Raw genomic sequence first — 16921 nt, 5'->3', positions numbered from 1 at the left:
GATGATGAGCCATGTCCGCGGGCCGAACGCGCCGCACCTGCTGGAGATCACGATCGGCGAGGCGCTGGTGCACGCCGCCGATCGGTGGGGCGAGCGTGAGGCGCTGGTATCGGTGGCGCAGGGAATCCGCTGGACCTTCGCCGAATTGCTGGTGCGCGCGGATTCTCTCGCTGCCGGGCTGATCGGGCTCGGACTGGAGCCGGGCGACAGGATCGGGATCTGGTCGCCCAACTGCGCCGAGTGGACGCTGACCCAGTTCGCGGCGGCGCGCGCAGGCCTGGTCCTGGTGACGATCAATCCTGCCTATCGACTGTCCGAGGTCGAATTCACGATCGGCCATGTCGGGCTGAAGGCACTCGTCGCGGCGGAACGGTTCAAGACCAGCACATATCTCGACATGATCGAGGCGATTGCGCCGGAGGGGCTGCCCTCGCTGCGCCTTCCGTCCCTGCGTCACCTCGTCCAGATCGATGGGGCGCCGCGTGCGGGCTGGATCCAGTTTGCCGATCTCGCTGAGGAGCGTCCCGGAGCGCGCGAGTTGCTCGATCGGCTCGCGTCCCGTCTCGATCCCGGCGACGCGATCAACATCCAGTTCACCAGCGGCACCACCGGCCTGCCCAAGGGCGCGACGCTGAGCCACCGCAACATTCTCAACAACGGCTATTTCGTCGGACTGGGCATGGCACTCCAGCCGGGCGATCGCATCTGCATTCCGGTGCCGCTCTATCACTGTTTCGGGATGGTGCTGGGCAATCTCGCATGCCTCACCCACGGCGCGGCGATGGTCTATCCCTCGCCCGGCTTCGATCCGGGAACCGTGCTTCAGGCAGTTGAGGTCGAGCGCTGCACCGCACTCTACGGCGTGCCGACCATGTTCATCGCGGTGCTGGCGCATCCGGAATTCGATGCCTTCGACATGTCGTCGCTGCGCACGGGGTGCATGGCGGGCGCGATCTGTCCCGAGCCGCTGATGCGCGAGGTGATCGGCCGGCTGCACATGCGCGATGTCACCATCGGTTACGGCATGACCGAAACCAGCCCGGTCAGCTTCCAGACGGGTCTGGGCGACCCGGTCGAGCGCCGGGTAGGCACGATCGGGCGGGTGCTGCCGCATCTGGAATGCAAGGTGGTCGATTCCGGCGGCGCGACGGTCCCCGCCGGACAGCCGGGCGAACTGTGCACGCGCGGCTATTCGGTGATGCTTGGCTATTGGAACGATGTCGATCGCACCGCCGAGGCAATCGACGGCGATGGCTGGATGCACAGTGGCGACCTCGCGACGATCGACGACCAGGGCTATGGCAACATCGTCGGCCGGCTGAAGGACATGGTGATCCGCGGCGGCGAGAACATCTATCCCCGCGAGATCGAGGATTATCTGTACCGCCATCCCGCGATCCAGGACGTCGCGGTCGTCGGCCTGCCGGATGCCAGGATGGGTGAGGAACTGTGCGCCTGGGTCCGGCTGCGCGAGGGTGCGGTGCTCGACGAAGAGGCGGTGCGCGACTTCTGCCGCGGGCAGATCGCCCATTACAAGGTGCCGCGTCACGTCCGCATCGTCGATGCCTTCCCGACGACCGTGACGGGCAAGATCCAGAAATTCATGATCCGCGAGGCGATGATCGCCGAGCTGGGATTGCACGCCATCGGGGCCGATTTCGCGGCCGACACCGGTAAGGAGACTATGTAATGCACCTGCGTTTGACGATTGCGGCGGCGATCCTGCCGTTCGCATTGCCTGTCGTTGCCAGCGCCCAGACGGCGCCCCCGTCTGTCCCGGCGGCGGCTTCGAAATTCTCGATCGATACGCCGATCCAGGACCTCTACGCCGATCCCGCCGCCAAGGCGGTAATGGACAAGCATCTGCCCGGCCTCACGACGATCCCGCAGTACGAGATGATCAAGGCGATCAGCCTGCGCCAGCTTCAGCCCTATTCGGACGGCAAGCTGACCGATGCGCTTCTGGCGGCGGTCGAAGCCGATCTGGTGAAGATCAAGTGAGGCAGCGGGGCTGGTGGATGCGGGCGGCGACGACGGCTTCGGTCTCGGCGACGCTGCTCGCATTCCCGGCCTTCGCCCAGCGGCAGGAGCGGCCGGTGTATCGTGATGCAAAGGCACCGGCCGAAGCGCGGGTGGCCGACCTGATGGCCCGGCTGACGCTGGACGAGAAGATCGCGCTGCTCGCGGGCGAAGGCTCGATGACCACGCATCCGGTCCCACGACTGGGCATTCCGTCGGTCCGCATGACCGACGGTCCCACCGGCGTTCGATCGCCCGAGGGTCGGCCGGCGACCGTCTTCCCGGTCGGTGTGGCGCTTGCCGCGACCTGGAATCCGGAACTGGTGAAACGGGTGGGCGCGGCGATCGGGCGGGAAACCCGCGCGCACGGCGCCGACGTGCTGCTTGCCCCTACCGTGAACATCGTCCGCACCCCGCGCTGGGGTCGCAATTTCGAGACCTATTCCGAGGACCCCTTCCTCACCGCGCAGATCGCCATCGGCTATGTGAACGGCGTGCAGGGGCAGGGGGTCGGCGTCTCGGTCAAGCATTTCGCCGCGAACAACCAGGAGACGCAGCGCTTCTTCGTCGATTCGATCGTCGATGAACGGACATTGCGTGAAATCTACCTCCCGGCATTCGAGGCGGTGGTGAAGGAAGCGAAGCCCTGGTCGGTGATGGCTGCCTATAACAGGGTGAACGGTACCTATGCCGCCGAACACTCCTGGCTGCTCAACACGCTGCTGAAAGGCGAATGGGGTTTCAACGGTTTCGTCGTGTCCGACTGGGGCGCGACCCACTCCACCGCACCGGCGGTCATCGGCGGTCTCGACCTGGAGATGCCCGGCCCGCCGACGCATTTCGGCGAGAAGCTGAAGGCGGCCGTCACGGCCGGCGAGGTCACGCCTGCCCAGATCGACGCAGCCGCGACCCGTATCGTCCGCCTGCTACTGTGGAGCGGCGCGATCGACCGGGGCGAGGCGAACACGCCCGATCCGGCACCAATGCGTCACGCGGATGTCGCCCGCGACGCGGCAGCCGAGGGGATCGTGCTGCTGAAGAACGCCGGCGTCCTGCCGCTCGATCCGGCGATCCGCACGCTCGCGGTGATCGGTCCCAACGCCGACGTCGCCCGCATCCAGGGTGGCGGCAGTTCGGCGGTCGAACCGTTCGATCTGGTGACGCCGCTTCAGGCGCTTCGGGCGGCGTTGCCTGGCGTGACCATCACCTACGCCAAGGGTGTGGACAGCGAAGAGACTCCGCCCGGCGCTCAGGCGGACTTGTTCACCCCCGGCGACGACCCGAGCATACACGGGCTCACCGCAACCTATTATTCGACGCCCGATGCCTCGGGTGCGCCGATCCGTGGCGAGGTCGCTACCAGCTTCCTCAAGCGGATCAGCGGCAACATCGCCGGGCCCCAGGTCACGGGCTATACGGCGCTGCGCTGGGAAGGACGCTTTTGGCCGAAGATCAGCGGGCGCTACGAATTCAGCGTGCGCGGGACGGGCAATGCGACCATCGTCTTCGATGGGAAGACCGTGCTTGAAAAGGCGACCCCTTCCACGCCGGACATCCGCGACGTGCTGGGCTTTCCGATCCCGCGGCGGACCGTGTCGGTGGATCTCGTGGCGGGGCGCAGCTATCCGATCCGGCTGGACTACAGAACGGGCCAGACCCCTTACGAATATCTCAGCTTCGGCGTCCGCGAGCCGACCCCGTCGTTCGACGACGCGGTCGCGGCGGCGCGCTCGGCGGACGCGGTGGTCGTGCTGGTCGGATCATCCTCGACCACCGAGGGCGAAGGCTATGACCGCACCTCGCTCGACCTGCCCGGCGATCAGAACAGGCTCGTCGAAGCCGTCACCACCGCCAATCCGCGCAGCGTCGTGGTCGTCAATGCCGGCGCTGCGATGACAATGCCCTGGGCGGAGAAGGCGGCGGCGATCCTCGACATGTGGCTCCCCGGTGAGGGCGGATCGGCAGCGCTGGCCGATATCCTGTTCGGTCGGGTCAATCCCTCCGGCAAGCTTCCGGTCTCTTTCCTGGCGAGAACTGAGGACGACAGGGTGGAACTGAAAGGCTCGAGGGCGACATATTCCGACGGGCTCCAGGTGGGTTATCGCGGTTACGAGGCGCACGGGATCAAGCCGCTGTTCCCGTTCGGCCACGGGCTGTCCTATACTCGCTTCGACTATTCCGGACTGAAGGCACCGGCGCGGGTTCGCGGAGACGTGCCGGTGAACGTACGGCTGACCGTACGAAACAGCGGATCTCGCCCGGGCAAGGAAGTCGTCCAGCTCTATGTCGCACCCGCCGTTCCGGTCGAGGGGGAAGCCGGGCGTCAGTTACGCGCTTTTGCCAAGGTCGAGATTCCCGCCGGCAAGGCGCGACATCTGACGCTGACGCTGGATCCGCGCGCTTTCGCCTTCTACGATGTCGCTACTGGCGCATGGCAGGTGCGGCCCGGATCATATCGCCTGATGGTTGGATCTTCGTCAGAGGACATCAGGGGCGAAATTGTCGTTGCCGTGGATCGGTGAGGACCTGCCCCCATCCTTTCGCTCGATGTGGTGGTCCGTCGGTGCGGCGGGGGCAGATCGAACGGATAAAACCGGGGGGCGATCGCATTGATGACCAAGTGACCTCGGTCGAGTCCAGGGTTCGGCCGGGCGGTGCGTCTTGCCCACCTCATCAATGCGGCGAGACCGCCAAAGGCCGAGAGGGCAAAGCCGGCAGCAGTTCCTGACTGAGACGAAATCGCTAGGAAGCCGCTTCCTTCCGTCATGGGCTCAGTCTAGCGCGATGAACATTATTGCCTCTGGCATGGCTGCATGTCGTCACCTGACGGTCGACGCAGATTTAGGGTCTGCAAACCGATCGTGTAGGGAGCGTCGGGTTGACGCCAGGGGGGCGGTTTCCGCACCGCGTGCGCGCCCGACCGGGTACGCTGAATGCAACGGCGTCTTCGCATTCTGCGCCGGGCCCGCTCGTTGTTGCGACGGCATGGTCCGGGCGCGCTGGTCTGGCGACGGCGCATCGCGATCCTCGGCGGTGCCATCACGATCGGACTCGCGGCGCTGATGTTTGCCAGGGCGGCCGATTGGGCGGGAGAGCAGTTCCTTGGCTTCGAGAAGCGTTGGTGGTGGGCACCGCTGATCGCAACGCCGATCGGCTTTGCTGTCCTTACGTGGCTGACCCGGTTGCTCGCACCAAGCGCCAGCGGCTCCGGCATCCCCCAGGTCATGGCAGCCTCGCGCGATCCCGAATCCGGCATGGCCGACTTGGTGTCGGCTCGTACGGTGACGACGAAGATGTTGTTGACCATCAGCGCGCTCCTTCTCGGCGCGTCGGTCGGCCGTGAGGGGCCGACAGTGCAGGTTTCCGCATCGATCATGGGGTATGCGCACAGGCTGATGTCGATCCCGCTGCGCGCCTCGGTTCTTATTGCGGGAGGCGCGGCAGGCGTGGCGGCAGCGTTCAACACGCTGCTCGCCGGTGTCGCCTTCGCCGGGTTGGTTGGAGGTGTTGCCGGCGGGCTTTTCTCTCGCCTGATGCTAGCCGCGGGGAAAACCGAGATCGCGCCGATGCGCTGGCTTCGCACCCGGCCGATCATGTTCGCTACCCTTTGCGGCGGTGTCGTTGCCGTGCTCGGGGTGACGACCACAATGACCTGGGGGACCGGCTACCAAGCTGCCAACGCATTGATCAGCGGTGCCGATGTGCCGATCTGGTTCGGAGCGGCCAAGTTCGTCACGACCCTGGCGACCGCCGTATCCGGTCTGCCCGGGGGCATCTTCGCGCCATCGCTGTCCGTCGGGGCCGGGATCGGCGACATGGTGCGCACGCTGCTTCCCGGATATCCGCCCGGTGCGATCGTCCTGCTTGGCATGGTCGCCTACTTCACGGGCGTCGTCCGCGCGCCACTGACCGCCGTCATCATCATTGTCGAGACGACTGCCAGCCGCGGTTTGATGCTTCCGCTGGTTGCTGCGGCGCTTGTGGCCGAGTTTGCAGCCCAGCTCGTCTGCAAGCAGCGTCTGTATCACGGCCTTTCGCAACGCTACGCCCTTCCTGCGAGCGCGCCTGCAACCGATCACGAAAGGTTCCCCAAGACTGACGACCAGGCTGCGCTCGACGCTGATCGGGATCAGCCAAACCGGCGTTGAAGATCGACGCCGCTGGGATTCTGGAAGACGCTCAAGTCGAATTCGGGAAGGACCGCGAGCAGGTGATCGACGATGTCGGCCTGCTCGAGGCGCAGCGCTGCGTACTGCGCGCGGCGGAGGGCGGCACGCGCAAGCTCATAGCGGCGACCGGCCTGACGCCATCGCAACTCCTGGTCCTGGGTGAGATCGATGTGCCGCGATCGTCGATCGGCTTGTCGCGCTCGGCCTCGCAACCCGAACCCGCGATGACCAGGACAAGCGGCGGATGCTGCCGAGCAATATGGACCGTGGTCGCCAGTGCCTGGCGACTGCGCCGGATATCTCAGAGAACCATCGCCGCGCGCGAAGTTCGACGACGGAAGCTGTCGAATTCTGACCAGATTGTAGCATGTTAGGTGAAACTTTCGAGCCCCGGGGAGGGCGTTGCTGGCGGAGCGGGAGGGATTCGAACCCTCGATACGGTTTTGCCGTATACTCACTTTCCAGGCGAGCGCCTTCGACCACTCGGCCACCGCTCCGCATGCACTGGAAGGCGCGTCACCTAAGCCATGCGTGCGGGCGAGGCAAGCTTGCACTGACGCTTGGCCGCGTGCACCTTCGCTTCATGTCCGGATCGACCCTCGCGCTTCTCGCCCTTGCCCTTGCGGCACCGCTCAGCATCGCCGCGCCGGCCCTGGCGCAGACCAGCGAGGCGGCGGCGCTGCCCGAGGACTGGAGGACGATTCCCGATAACGAGATCCTCGTCGTCACGCTGAAGAACGGGCATCAGGTCTTCATCCGACTCGCCGCGCGCTACGCGCCGGCGCATGTCGCCAATATCCGCAAGCTGGCCGAGGCGCGCTGGTGGGACGGCACCAGCGTCTACCGGGTGCAGGACAATTATGTCGCGCAGTGGGGCGACCCGACCGAGAAGAAGCCGCTGCCGCCGCTGGTGATTGCCAATCCGCCCGCCGAATATGAATGGAGCGGGTGGGACGGCGTCACCGGCTTCACCCGGCCCGATCCCTATGCCGGGCGGACCGGGCACAGCGCCGATGGCTGGTCGCTGGCGGGCAATGCGACGCACAGCTGGCTGCCGCATTGCTATGGCGCGGTCGGGGTGGCGCGCGACCTGGCGCCGTCGACCGGCAGCGGGGCCGAGCTCTATGCGGTGATCGGCCATGCGCCGCGCCATCTGGATCGCAACATCGCCGTCGCCGGCCGGGTGATCGAGGGGATCGGCTGGCTGTCGAGCCTGCCGCGCGGCACCGGCGGCGGGCTGGGCCTGTACGAGGATCCGGCGCAGCGCGTGCCGATCCTGTCGGTCCGCCTCGCCAGCCAGCTGCCCGAGGACGAGCGGCCGCGCTTCCAGTATCGCGCGACCGACAATCCGCGCTTCGCCGCCTGGATCAAGGCACGCGAGAACCGGCAGAACGAGTTCTTCACCGTGCCCGCGGGCGGGGTCGAGATCTGCAATGCCGAGGCGCCAGTCCGCCGCGTCCCTGCCGGCGGCTGAACCGCCCGGGTTCAGCCGTGCCGGATCGACCGCATCAGCGGCCGACCCAGTCGGCAACCTTGGACGCGACCTGATTGGCGGCACTGTTGAGCGCCGGCCCGACGGTGGTCGCATCGACCGTCCCTACCGGCACGCGCGCTTCGAAACGCTGCTTCTCGAACACGCCGCCGTCCTGGCGCGACAGCACCGCGTCATAGACCACAACCGCGTCGCCGGTCGGCTCGTCGATGCCGAACATCCGCAACTCACCGGTCAGCTGTGCGCCCGGATCGGCCTGGGACTGACGGCTGGACAGCACGACCCGGCCGGTGCGCGCGGTGACCGTGTCCGCCAGCAGCCGGGCGAACAGGCGCGACGGCCCCTCGACCCAGGCGGCGTCCTTCACATAGGCGATGGCGGTTCCGCCCGACGTGACCGGCACGCGATTGGTGGCCAGCGCCTGCGGCACCATCGGCACGCCGATCGTGATCGTCGAGCTCTTGCCCGAATTCTGGACCTGACCGACGGCCAGCGATTCGGAGGATTCCAGCGACATCAGCGAGGCGGGCGGCTTGCCGCCGCCGATCGAGATGCACCCGCCCAGCGGAAGCGCCAGCGAGAGCATCAGCGGCAGGGCAAACTGGCGTGCGGACATGGTCATGGCCGGTCCCTTACTTCTTCTTCGGTTCATAGTCGGGCAGCTTCGGCGCACCGATCAGGCCGGTCGCGCCGCCCTGGTCGAGCTTCTCGGCGACCGAGCTGAGCGCGGCTGCCATCTGGCGCAGGTCCTGGATCAGCTGGCCGGCCTCGGGAATCGTCTTCTTCGAGAAGGACTGGAGGCCGGGCCGAGCGTCGCCGATCGTCGCGTCGAGCGTCTCCATCGACCGCTGCGCCGCGGAGATCGCCTTGTTGAGATTGCCCACCGCCGGACGGACATCCTCGGCAAGCAGCGTGTTGGTCGTACCGGCCAGCTGGCCGATCTGCTCTGCCGCGGCACCGGCCTTCTGGATGGTGATCCGCGTCTCGGCCAGCGTCGCCGCAATCTCCGGCCCGCGATCGGCCAGCGCGCGCGACAGGCGGTCGGTATTGGCGAGGATGCCGGCGATCGACGCCTGGTTGCGATCGCCCAGCAGCTCGGTCAGCCGTTCGGTCAGCGTCGAGAGCCGCTCGAGCAGGCGCGGCGCGGAGTTGAGCAGCGCGCCCAGACCGCCCGCCTTGGCGGGAATGACGGGTACGCCCAGCGGACAGGCGGCACGCGGATTCTGTTCGGGGCAGCGGATCGCGGGGGCGCCCTTGACCGCGCCGTCCAGCTGGATCGTGCTGCCGCCGGTAAAGCTGCCGAGGATCGCGGCCGTGGTGCCCTCAAGGATCGGAACGTCGCCCTTCACGATGATCCGCACGCGCACGAATTGCGGGTCCTCCTTCCAGAAGGCGATTTCCTTCACCTGGCCGGACGGCACGCCGGAGAAGGTCACGCTCGATCCCGGGCTGACCCCGTCGACCGATTGCTTGAAGAAGATGTCGTATTCGCGGTCCTCGGACGTCCCCAGCCGCGCCAGCCAGACCGTGAACAGTACGAGCACCGCGATCAGGATCAGCACCACCGCGCCGACGAGCACATGATTAGAACGCGTTTCCATTTAGCCTCTCACGTCCTCTGATCGGCGAGTGGGGCGGGTGCCGCATCTCGCTTGCCGATACCGGCTACTGCGGCACGTCCGCGCGGTCCGTTGAAATATTCCTGGATCCACGGATGATCCAGCGCCAGCAATTCGTCGATGGTGCCCACCGCGATCACGCGCTTGTCCGCGAGCACCGCGACGCGGTCGCAGATCGCATACAGCGTGTCCAGATCATGGGTAATCAGGAACACGGTCAGGCCCAGCGTCTTCTGCAGCGACGCAGTCAGTTCGTCGAACGCAGCCGCGCCGATCGGATCGAGCCCGGCGGTGGGCTCGTCCAGGAACAGCAGTTCAGGATCGAGTGCCAGCGCGCGCGCGAGGCCGGCGCGCTTCTTCATGCCACCCGAGAGCTCGGCCGGGTATTTCGGCGCCGCCTCCGCCGGAAGGCCACTCATCACCACCTTGTATGCCGCGATTTCCTGCAGCAGCACCGGGTCGATCTGTGGATAGAATTCCTTCAGGGGAACCTGCACATTCTCGGACACGGTCAGCGTCGAGAACAGTGCCCCCCCCTGGAACAATATGCCCCAGCGCTTGCGGATCTCGGCACTTTCGGTTTCGTCGCGCCCGATCGTATTTTCGCCGAAAACCTCGATGCTGCCCTCGACCGGCGTCTGCAGGCCGATGATCGACCGCATCAGCACCGACTTGCCCGTGCCCGATCCGCCGACCACGCCGATGATCTCGCCGCGGCACACGTCGAGGTCCAGCCCGTCATGGATGACCTGTTCGCCGAAGCAGTTCTTCAGCCCGCGGACCCGAATGATCGGGTTTTCGGTGGTCTGGGCGGATTGGCGTACCGCGGTCATAGCCATCCGATCCGTTCGAAAAACACTGCGAAGAAGGCGTCGATCACGATGACGAGGAAGATTGCCTGGACCACTGCGGTCGTGGTGCGGCGGCCAACCTGCTCGGCATCGCCCTCGACCTGCATGCCCTGGAAACAGCCTGCGATCGCGATGACCGCACCGAACACAGGCGCCTTGATCAGGCACACCCACAGGTCGGTCATCGGCACCACCTCGCGCAGCTTCTGCACAAAGGTGACCGGGGGGATGTCGAGTGTGATCCAGCACAGCAGGCCGCCGCCGATGATTCCGATCAGTGACGAATAAAAGGCGAGCAGCGGCATCATGCAGATCACGGCGATCGTGCGCGGCAGCACCAGCGCTTCCATTGGCGACACGCCGATCGTGCGCATCGCATCGATCTCCTCGGTCAGCTTCATCGTGCCGAGCTGCGCGGCGAAGGCCGAGCCGGATCGGCCCGCGACCATGATCGCGGTCATCAGCACGCCGAGCTCGCGTAGCGTGATTCGTCCGAGCAGGTTAATCGTGAAGATCTCGGCGCCGAACTCGCGCAACTGCACCGCACCCTGCTGGGCGATCACGATGCCGATCAGGAAACTCATCAACCCGATGATTCCAAGTGCGGAGACGCCGACGACTTCGAATCGCTGCACCGTCGCATTGAAACGGAACCGATGCGGGCTGCGCACCACGTTCCAGAAGGCGATCACCGTCGCGCCCATGAAGCCGAGCAGGCCGTACAAGGTGCGGCCCGCGACCACGACGGCGTCACCGATCTCCCCCAGTACCCGGTTGAACGGCGCCTGCGGCTTGTCGGGCAGGGCCAGCGGACGCTCGGCGGCTGCGACCTGCTCCAGCAGATGCTGCGCATCGGGGCCCAGCCCTTCGACGCTGGCACCGCGCGCCTTGGCGAAGCGATGGATGACCCAGGCACCGACGGTATCGATCCGCTCGACCTGGCTCAGGTCGATGCGGCTGACCTCGCCGGAATAGTCCTGCAGGCGGTCCGGCAGGTTGCCGATCCGCGCGAGCGACAGATCCCCGGTGAAGGCGAGTGTGCCCCCATTGGCTTCCGCGAAGTCGGCGCTTGTGCTCATCGTTACCGTCTTTCCGCGATTTGTGCTGGAACGGCAAGGCGTGAGAACTCTAGATGGCGCAATGAACCGCCTCGCCATTTACGACATGGACAAAACCATCACCCGCGCGCCGACCTGGACGGCGTTCCTGGTGCATGCGGCAAGGGCGCGGGCGCCGTGGCGGCTGGGGCTGCTGCCCGTCGCAGGACTGGCCGGACTCCTCTATGTGCTGAAGCTGGTCGACCGTGCCGGGTTGAAACAGATCACCCACCGGATGATGGTCGGCAAGGCGCTGGACGAGCGCGAGATCGGCATCGTCGCCGATGCCTATGCCGATGCGGTAATGGCCTCGAACGTGCTCCAGCCTGCGCTCGATCGGATCGCGGCGGACCGGGCCGAAGGCTATCGGCTGGTGCTGGCCACCGCGTCGCATGGCTATTATGCGGCGGCGATCGGCGCCCGGCTCGGCTTCGACGACGTCATCGCGACACGGGCCAGACGGGATGGGCAGGGAAGGGTCCTTTCGCAGATCGACGGCCTCAACTGTTACGGACCCGAAAAGCTCCGCATGGTCGAGCGGTGGCTGGAGGGCGCCGGGATCGCCCGGCCCGACGCCAGCATCCGCGCCTATTCGGACCATGTGTCGGACGCGCCGTTGCTCGAATGGGCGGACCAGGCCTTTGCGGTGAACGCGCATGCGCCGCTGGTCGCGCTCGCCCGTTCGCGCGGATGGACCATCTTCGACTGGCGGCAGGAGCCAAAGCGCTGAGGCTTCGTTCTCCTCGCGACAACCGCCAGGAGAGAGACATTGACCAAGACACGCGCCGATCTCGCCGAGATCATGAAGGACATCGACTTCGCCATGCTGTCGACCCACAGCGACGGCGGCACCATCGCCGGGCGACCGATGAGCAACAATCGCGAGGTCGACTATGACGGCGACAGCTATTTCTTCGCCATGGACGATACCCGGCTGTTCGATGACATCGCCGCCGACCCCAAGGTCGCTCTGGGCTACCACGGCAAAGGTGGGCTGCTGGGAATGAAGCCGGTGTTCGTCCATGTCGAGGGCCATGCCGACCTGATCAAGGACAAGGCCCAGTTCGAGGCGCACTGGACCAAGGATCTGGATCGCTGGTTCGAACAGGGCGTCGACACGCCCGGCCTGACGATGATCAAGGTGCGCGGCGTGCGTGCGCATTATTGGGACGGCGAGGACCAGGGCGAGATCCTGCTGGACGCCGCGTCGGCCTGAGCCCGATCTAGAGCAGCATGTCGGCGGCGTGGATGGTCACGCCCACCAGGCCGCCGACCAACGTTCCGTTGATCCGGATATATTGCAGGTCCTGGCCCACCGCATTCTCGAGCCGGCCGGTGATCGTCCGCGCGTCCCATCCCTGGATCGTGTCGGACACCAGCCGGACGATGCCGTCACCATAGTCGGCGGCGGCGCCGACCGCGGCACGTCGCGCGAACCGGTTGATCGTGCGCGCCAGCGCCGGGTCGCGCTGGATCGTCTCGCCGAACTGGCGCAGCGTTTCGCCCATCCGGCCGGCCAGCGCCTTTTCCGGATCTCGCGCCACCCGCAGCAGCGCCGCACGACCCTGTTCCCAGATGCCGTCGATCCAGCGCTGCAGCGCCGGGTTCTCGGTCAGCTCCATCTTGAACGCCTCGACCTTCTGGCGCAGCTCCGGCTTGTGCTGCAGGTCGTGGGCGAGGCGGGTCAGCCCCTCCTCGGCCTTTGCGCGCATCGGATGGTCGGGATCCTCCGCCATTTCGAGGATCAGCTTTTCCAGCCCGTCGATGATCTTGTTGGCCAGCGTCTCGTCCAGCCCGGTCCAGCGCATGATCCCGCCGGACTTGGCATGAACCATCTGGCGGATCAGATGCTCGTTGCCGTCCAGGGTTCGCGCGGCCCAGCGGATCATTCCGTCGAGCAGCGGCACATGGCGGTCGCTGGCGATCGCGGCGGTCAGCGCCTGGCCGAACAGCGGCGACACTTCGGTCGCGCGCAGCCGTCCGGCGACCGCGCCCTTCACCATGCCGCCCAGCCGTTCCTGGTCGAGCGATTCGAGGATGTCGGCGGCCAGCCGCGAGGCGCCGGCCCCGATCCTGCCGCGCCCGCCCTGCGGCGGATTCGCCAGCCAGCGTCCGGCGGCGCCGGCCACGTCGACCCGCCGCATCCGCCGCGCGACGACCGAGGGGGTCAGGAAATTGTCGCGCAGGAACTGGGCGAGCGTCGCACCGATCCGGTCCTTGTTGCGCGGGATGATCGCGGTGTGCGGGATCGGCAGGCCAAGCGGGTGGCGGAACAGTGCGGTGACCGCGAACCAGTCGGCCAGGCCGCCGACCATCGCAGCCTCGGCGAACGCGCGGATGAAGCCGATCGCAGGATGCACCGGGCCGATCGCGCGCGTGGCGAAGAAGACCGCCGCCATCGCGACCAGCATGAAGGTGGCGAGCAGGCGCATTCGGCGGAGGCCGGGCGGGGCAGGGTCCCTGCTTGGGATGCGCGTGAAAAGGCTCACGCGCATCCCAATTCCCGAACGCCCGGGAAGTTCACTCCGCTGCGTGCGGCGGGGTCTCAGGCTTGTAGTCGATCTTGCCGCTGCCATGATGTTCGATCACCGGCGTGCCATGTTCGTCGCCCGGCGAATAGGTCAGCAGGCGCCGCCGCAGTCTCGGCCCCAGCCACTGTTCCAGGCCGACCGCCAGGCTGAAGCAGCCGGGCACGATCAGCAGCGTCAGCAGCGTCGACAGGATCAGTCCGCCGATCACGACGATGCCCATCGGCGCGCGCCACGAACTGTCGCCTGACAGCGACAATGCCGTGGGCACCATGCCGGCGACCATCGCCACCGTCGTCATCACGATCGGCTGGGCGCGCTTGTGACCCGCGTCCATCAGCGCGGTGAACTTGTCGACGCCCTTATCCATCTCCTCCAGCGCGAAGTCGATCAGCAGGATCGAGTTCTTCGCGACGATGCCGAACAGCATCAGGATGCCGATGAACACCGGCAGCGACAGCGGATTGCCCGTCGCCATCAGCGCGAGCAGTCCGCCGAGCGGCGCGAGCAACAGCGAACCCATGTTCACCAGCGGCGACATGAAGCGGCGGTACAGCAGCACCAGCACCGCGAAGACGAGGAAAATGCCCGCCCCCAGCGCGATGAAGAAGTTGCTGAGCATTTCCGCCTGCCATTTGTCGGACCCAACGGTCAGCTTGTTTACGCCCTGCGGCAGGTTCTTCATGATCGGCAGGGCATCGACCTGCTTCATGACATCGCCCGACACGAATGGCTTGCCCGTGGCCGGATCGACCGCGACGTCGGCGCCGACGACGATGCGACGCTGCAGGTTGAGCCGGTCGATGCGCGTCGGACCCGCGCCGAAGCTGATGTCGGCGACCACGCGCAGCGGCACCGATCCGCCCGACGCGGTCTGCACCGGCAGGTTCTGGATCGTCGACAGCCGCTCGCGCGCGCTTTCGTCCAGCGCGACCCGGATCGGGATCTGGCGATCGCTCAGCGAGAAGCGCGCGCTGTTCTGGTCGATGTCGCCCAGGGTCGCGATGCGGATCGCGTTGGACAGCGCCGCCGTGGTCACGCCCAGATTGGCGGCCAGGTCGAGCCGCGGCTTGATCACGATCTCGGGACGCTTGAGGTCGCCCGAGATGCGCGGCGCGATCACCGATTTCAGGCCCGACATCTGTTCCAGCAGCTTCAGGGCCGTCTGGTTCAGCAATTCGGGATCCTCGCCGCCCAGCGTGACGTTCAGCGCGCGACCGCTGCCGCCCCAGCCGAATTGCGAGCGGAAGCCGACTCGGGCATCGGGGATCGCCAGCAGCTCGGGCGAGATCCGCCGCTCGAACGCATCGCTGGTCTCGCTCTTCTTCTCCTTGAACATCGCCGTGACGCGGCCGTTGCCGACGAAGCTGCGCGAATAGACGTTGGCGACGTCGGGCTCGCGCTGCAGGCGTGCGGCCACCTGAGCGACCACGCGCTGCGTCTGCTCCAGCGTGGTGCCGGGGACCATGTCGACCGTCGCGGTGACGCTTTCCTGGTCCTGGGTCGGCTGGAACGTCATCGGCAGCGAGGTGAACAGGAAGATCGTCAGTCCGAACGAGATGAAACCGGCCAGCACCGCCGACCAGCGATGGCGCAACGTCCAGCGCAGCACCTTCATATAGACGTTCATCAACCTGCCCTCGCCGTGCGAGGCATGGCCGTGCGCCTTGAGGAAATAGGCTGCGATCATCGGCGTGATCATGCGCGCCACCGCCAGTGACATCAGCACCGAGGCGACCACGGTCAGGCCGAAATTCTTGAAGAACTGGCCGGAGATGCCCGGCATCAGGCCGACGGGCAGGAACACCGCGACGATCGACATGGTCGTGGCGAGCACCGCGACGCCGATCTCGTCGGCGGCGTCGATCGATGCCTGATAGGCGGATTTGCCCATCCGCATATGCCTGACGATATTCTCGATCTCGACGATCGCGTCATCGACCAGCACGCCGGCGACCAGGCTGAGCGCGAGCAGCGTCATCTGGTTCAGCGTGAAGCCCAGCAGGTCCATGAACCAGAAGGCGGGGATCGCCGACAGCGGAATCGCGAGTGCGGAGATGAAGGTCGCGCGCCAGTCGCGCAGGAACAGGAACACGACGATGACCGCCAGCACGGCGCCCTCGATCATCGCTTCCATCGCCGAATGATATTGCTGCTCGGCATATTTGGAGTTGTTGAACAGCAGTTCGAAGCGGACCTTGGGATTGCGCTGCTGCAGGTCGTTCAGCTTTTCCTGCGCGGCGTGGAAGACGCTGACGTCCGACGCGCCCTTGGCGCGCTGGATGTCGAATGCGATCACCTGCTGGCCATTATACTTCGCCAGGCTGCGCTGCTCGGCATACAGGTCCTTGACCTGCGCGATATCGGCCAGCCGCACGGTGCGGTCGCCGCCCAGCGAGATCTGGGTCTGCCCCAGCGTATAGGCGTTGGTCGCATTGCCCAGCACGCGGACCGACTGTTCATAGCCCGAAATCTCGGCGCGCCCGCCCGGCGCGTCCAGATTCACCTGGCGCAGCTGGTTGTTCACCGCGGTCGCGGTCAGGCCATAGGATTGCAGCTTGGCAGGATCAAGGATGACGCGGATCTCGCGGCTGACGCCGCCATTGCGGTTGACCGCCGACATGCCCGAAACCGACAGCAGCTCCTTCGACACGGTATTGTCGATATACCAGCTCAGCTGTTCGACCGTCATGTCGGTGGCGACCGCGGTGAAGCTGGCAATGTCATTGTCGCTGGCGGTGTCGACGCGGCCGATCTGCGGTTCGAGAATGCCGTCGGGCAGGTTGCCGCGAATCTGCTGGATCGCGCTGCGCACATCCTCGACCGCGCGGTCGATCGGCTGGCCGATCGCCAGCTGGACGACCGTCGAGCTGCTGCCTTCCTGGACGTTCGACGTGATCTCGTCGATGCCCTGCAGGCTGCGTACCGCGGACTCGACCTTCTGGGTGATCTGGGTCTCGAGTTCGCTGGGCGCGGCGCCCGGCTGCGAGATCGACACCCAGACGATCGGGAAGTCGATGTCCGGATCGTTGTTCACGTCCATCCGCATGAAGCTGATCACGCCGGCGATGGTCAGCGCCAGGAACAGCACGATGGGCGGGACCGGGTTGCGGATCGACCAAGCCGAGATGTTGCGGAAGCTCATG

Annotated in this window: 14 protein-coding genes and 1 tRNA gene; 8 read left to right on the top strand and 7 right to left on the bottom strand. The window is 66.3% G+C overall.

What is annotated here, in order from left to right; translation table 11 throughout:
* The first annotated feature begins 1 nt into the window (after position 1).
* From TPR58_RS02060 to TPR58_RS02040, 5 genes are all read left to right on the top strand, one after another.
* The gene (locus tag TPR58_RS02060) at positions 2-1690 is read left to right on the top strand and encodes an AMP-binding protein (protein ID WP_346244933.1); all 1689 of its coding nucleotides are present in this window, start codon (positions 2-4) and stop codon (positions 1688-1690) included.
* A complete protein-coding gene (locus TPR58_RS02055; protein ID WP_346244932.1) occupies positions 1690-2001 on the top strand; it encodes a hypothetical protein in 312 nt (103 codons plus the stop codon). The genes TPR58_RS02060 and TPR58_RS02055 overlap by 1 nt, the downstream gene beginning before the upstream one ends.
* Positions 1998-4541 carry a glycoside hydrolase family 3 C-terminal domain-containing protein gene (locus tag TPR58_RS02050; RefSeq protein WP_346244931.1) on the top strand — a complete coding sequence of 848 codons (2544 nt, stop codon included), beginning with the start codon at positions 1998-2000 and terminating at the stop codon, positions 4539-4541. The genes TPR58_RS02055 and TPR58_RS02050 overlap by 4 nt, the downstream gene beginning before the upstream one ends.
* Before the next feature lie 411 nt (positions 4542-4952).
* Complete coding sequence (locus tag TPR58_RS02045) at positions 4953-6167, top strand: chloride channel protein (protein WP_346244930.1); 1215 nt, start codon at positions 4953-4955, stop codon at positions 6165-6167.
* Entirely contained in the window at positions 6164-6562 is a 399-nt protein-coding gene (locus TPR58_RS02040; protein ID WP_346244929.1) for a hypothetical protein, read from the top strand. Before TPR58_RS02045 ends, TPR58_RS02040 begins: the two co-directional genes overlap by 4 nt.
* A 32-nt stretch (positions 6563-6594) precedes the next feature.
* Here TPR58_RS02040 and TPR58_RS02035 read toward each other — a convergent pair.
* Positions 6595-6685 (bottom strand) — tRNA-Ser (locus TPR58_RS02035).
* An 86-nt stretch (positions 6686-6771) separates the two neighbouring features.
* On the opposite strand from TPR58_RS02035, the gene TPR58_RS02030 reads away from it, so the two are divergent.
* Positions 6772-7662 (top strand): peptidylprolyl isomerase, encoded by an 891-nt coding sequence (locus TPR58_RS02030; RefSeq protein ID WP_346244928.1) that lies wholly within the window; start codon positions 6772-6774, stop codon positions 7660-7662.
* A gap of 34 nt (positions 7663-7696) precedes the next feature.
* Here the strand turns inward: TPR58_RS02030 and TPR58_RS02025 are convergent, their stop codons facing one another.
* Genes TPR58_RS02025 through TPR58_RS02010 form a run of 4 tightly spaced genes read right to left on the bottom strand, consistent with a single transcriptional unit; the run spans position 7697 to position 11229 of the window.
* Positions 7697-8302: an ABC-type transport auxiliary lipoprotein family protein gene (locus TPR58_RS02025; RefSeq protein WP_346244927.1), complete on the bottom strand. Its 606-nt coding sequence runs from the start codon at positions 8300-8302 to the stop codon at positions 7697-7699.
* A 10-nt stretch (positions 8303-8312) separates the two neighbouring features.
* Positions 8313-9281: an MlaD family protein gene (locus TPR58_RS02020; protein WP_346244926.1), complete on the bottom strand. Its 969-nt coding sequence runs from the start codon at positions 9279-9281 to the stop codon at positions 8313-8315.
* Between the two features lie 8 nt (positions 9282-9289).
* Entirely contained in the window at positions 9290-10132 is an 843-nt protein-coding gene (locus tag TPR58_RS02015) for an ABC transporter ATP-binding protein (RefSeq protein WP_346244925.1), read from the bottom strand.
* Positions 10129-11229, bottom strand: a complete 1101-nt coding sequence (locus TPR58_RS02010) for an ABC transporter permease (RefSeq protein ID WP_346244924.1) — start codon at positions 11227-11229, stop codon at positions 10129-10131. Before TPR58_RS02010 ends, TPR58_RS02015 begins: the two co-directional genes overlap by 4 nt.
* A 61-nt stretch (positions 11230-11290) precedes the next feature.
* Here TPR58_RS02010 and TPR58_RS02005 point away from each other — a divergent pair, with 61 nt between their 5' ends.
* On the top strand, positions 11291-11977 hold the full coding sequence (locus TPR58_RS02005) for an HAD family hydrolase (protein ID WP_346244923.1): 687 nt from the start codon (positions 11291-11293) through the stop codon (positions 11975-11977).
* A 39-nt stretch (positions 11978-12016) separates the two neighbouring features.
* Positions 12017-12463 (top strand): pyridoxamine 5'-phosphate oxidase family protein, encoded by a 447-nt coding sequence (locus TPR58_RS02000; RefSeq protein WP_346244922.1) that lies wholly within the window; start codon positions 12017-12019, stop codon positions 12461-12463.
* Positions 12464-12470: 7 nt separating this feature from the next.
* Here TPR58_RS02000 and TPR58_RS01995 read toward each other — a convergent pair whose 3' ends face one another.
* Complete coding sequence (locus TPR58_RS01995) at positions 12471-13679, bottom strand: DUF445 domain-containing protein (RefSeq protein ID WP_428835682.1); 1209 nt, start codon at positions 13677-13679, stop codon at positions 12471-12473.
* A gap of 88 nt (positions 13680-13767) precedes the next feature.
* Entirely contained in the window at positions 13768-16920 is a 3153-nt protein-coding gene (locus TPR58_RS01990; RefSeq protein WP_346244920.1) for an efflux RND transporter permease subunit, read from the bottom strand.
* Position 16921: the final 1 nt, after the last annotated feature.

Origin of the sequence: Sphingomonas rustica (assembly GCF_039652585.1) — a bacterium.
Taxonomy (GTDB): Bacteria; Pseudomonadota; Alphaproteobacteria; order Sphingomonadales; family Sphingomonadaceae; genus Sphingomonas; species Sphingomonas rustica.
Note: the sequence above shows the minus strand (reverse complement) of the source record. Positions and strands in the feature narration are given on the sequence as shown.

Excerpts from the sequence above, each read along its gene's own strand:
- TPR58_RS02060 (WP_346244933.1), top strand. The coding sequence starts at position 2 with ATGATGAGCCATGTCCGCGGGCCGAACGCGCCGCACCTGCTGGAGATC.
- TPR58_RS02055 (WP_346244932.1), top strand. The coding sequence starts at position 1,690 with ATGCACCTGCGTTTGACGATTGCGGCGGCGATCCTGCCGTTCGCATTG.
- TPR58_RS02045 (WP_346244930.1), top strand. The coding sequence starts at position 4,953 with ATGCAACGGCGTCTTCGCATTCTGCGCCGGGCCCGCTCGTTGTTGCGA.
- TPR58_RS02030 (WP_346244928.1), top strand. The coding sequence starts at position 6,772 with ATGTCCGGATCGACCCTCGCGCTTCTCGCCCTTGCCCTTGCGGCACCG.
- TPR58_RS02025 (WP_346244927.1), bottom strand. The coding sequence starts at position 8,302 with ATGACCATGTCCGCACGCCAGTTTGCCCTGCCGCTGATGCTCTCGCTG.
- TPR58_RS02020 (WP_346244926.1), bottom strand. The coding sequence starts at position 9,281 with ATGGAAACGCGTTCTAATCATGTGCTCGTCGGCGCGGTGGTGCTGATC.
- TPR58_RS02015 (WP_346244925.1), bottom strand. The coding sequence starts at position 10,132 with ATGACCGCGGTACGCCAATCCGCCCAGACCACCGAAAACCCGATCATT.
- TPR58_RS02010 (WP_346244924.1), bottom strand. The coding sequence starts at position 11,229 with ATGAGCACAAGCGCCGACTTCGCGGAAGCCAATGGGGGCACACTCGCC.
- TPR58_RS02005 (WP_346244923.1), top strand. The coding sequence starts at position 11,291 with ATGAACCGCCTCGCCATTTACGACATGGACAAAACCATCACCCGCGCG.
- TPR58_RS01995 (WP_428835682.1), bottom strand. The coding sequence starts at position 13,679 with ATGCGCCTGCTCGCCACCTTCATGCTGGTCGCGATGGCGGCGGTCTTC.
- TPR58_RS01990 (WP_346244920.1), bottom strand. The coding sequence starts at position 16,920 with ATGAGCTTCCGCAACATCTCGGCTTGGTCGATCCGCAACCCGGTCCCG.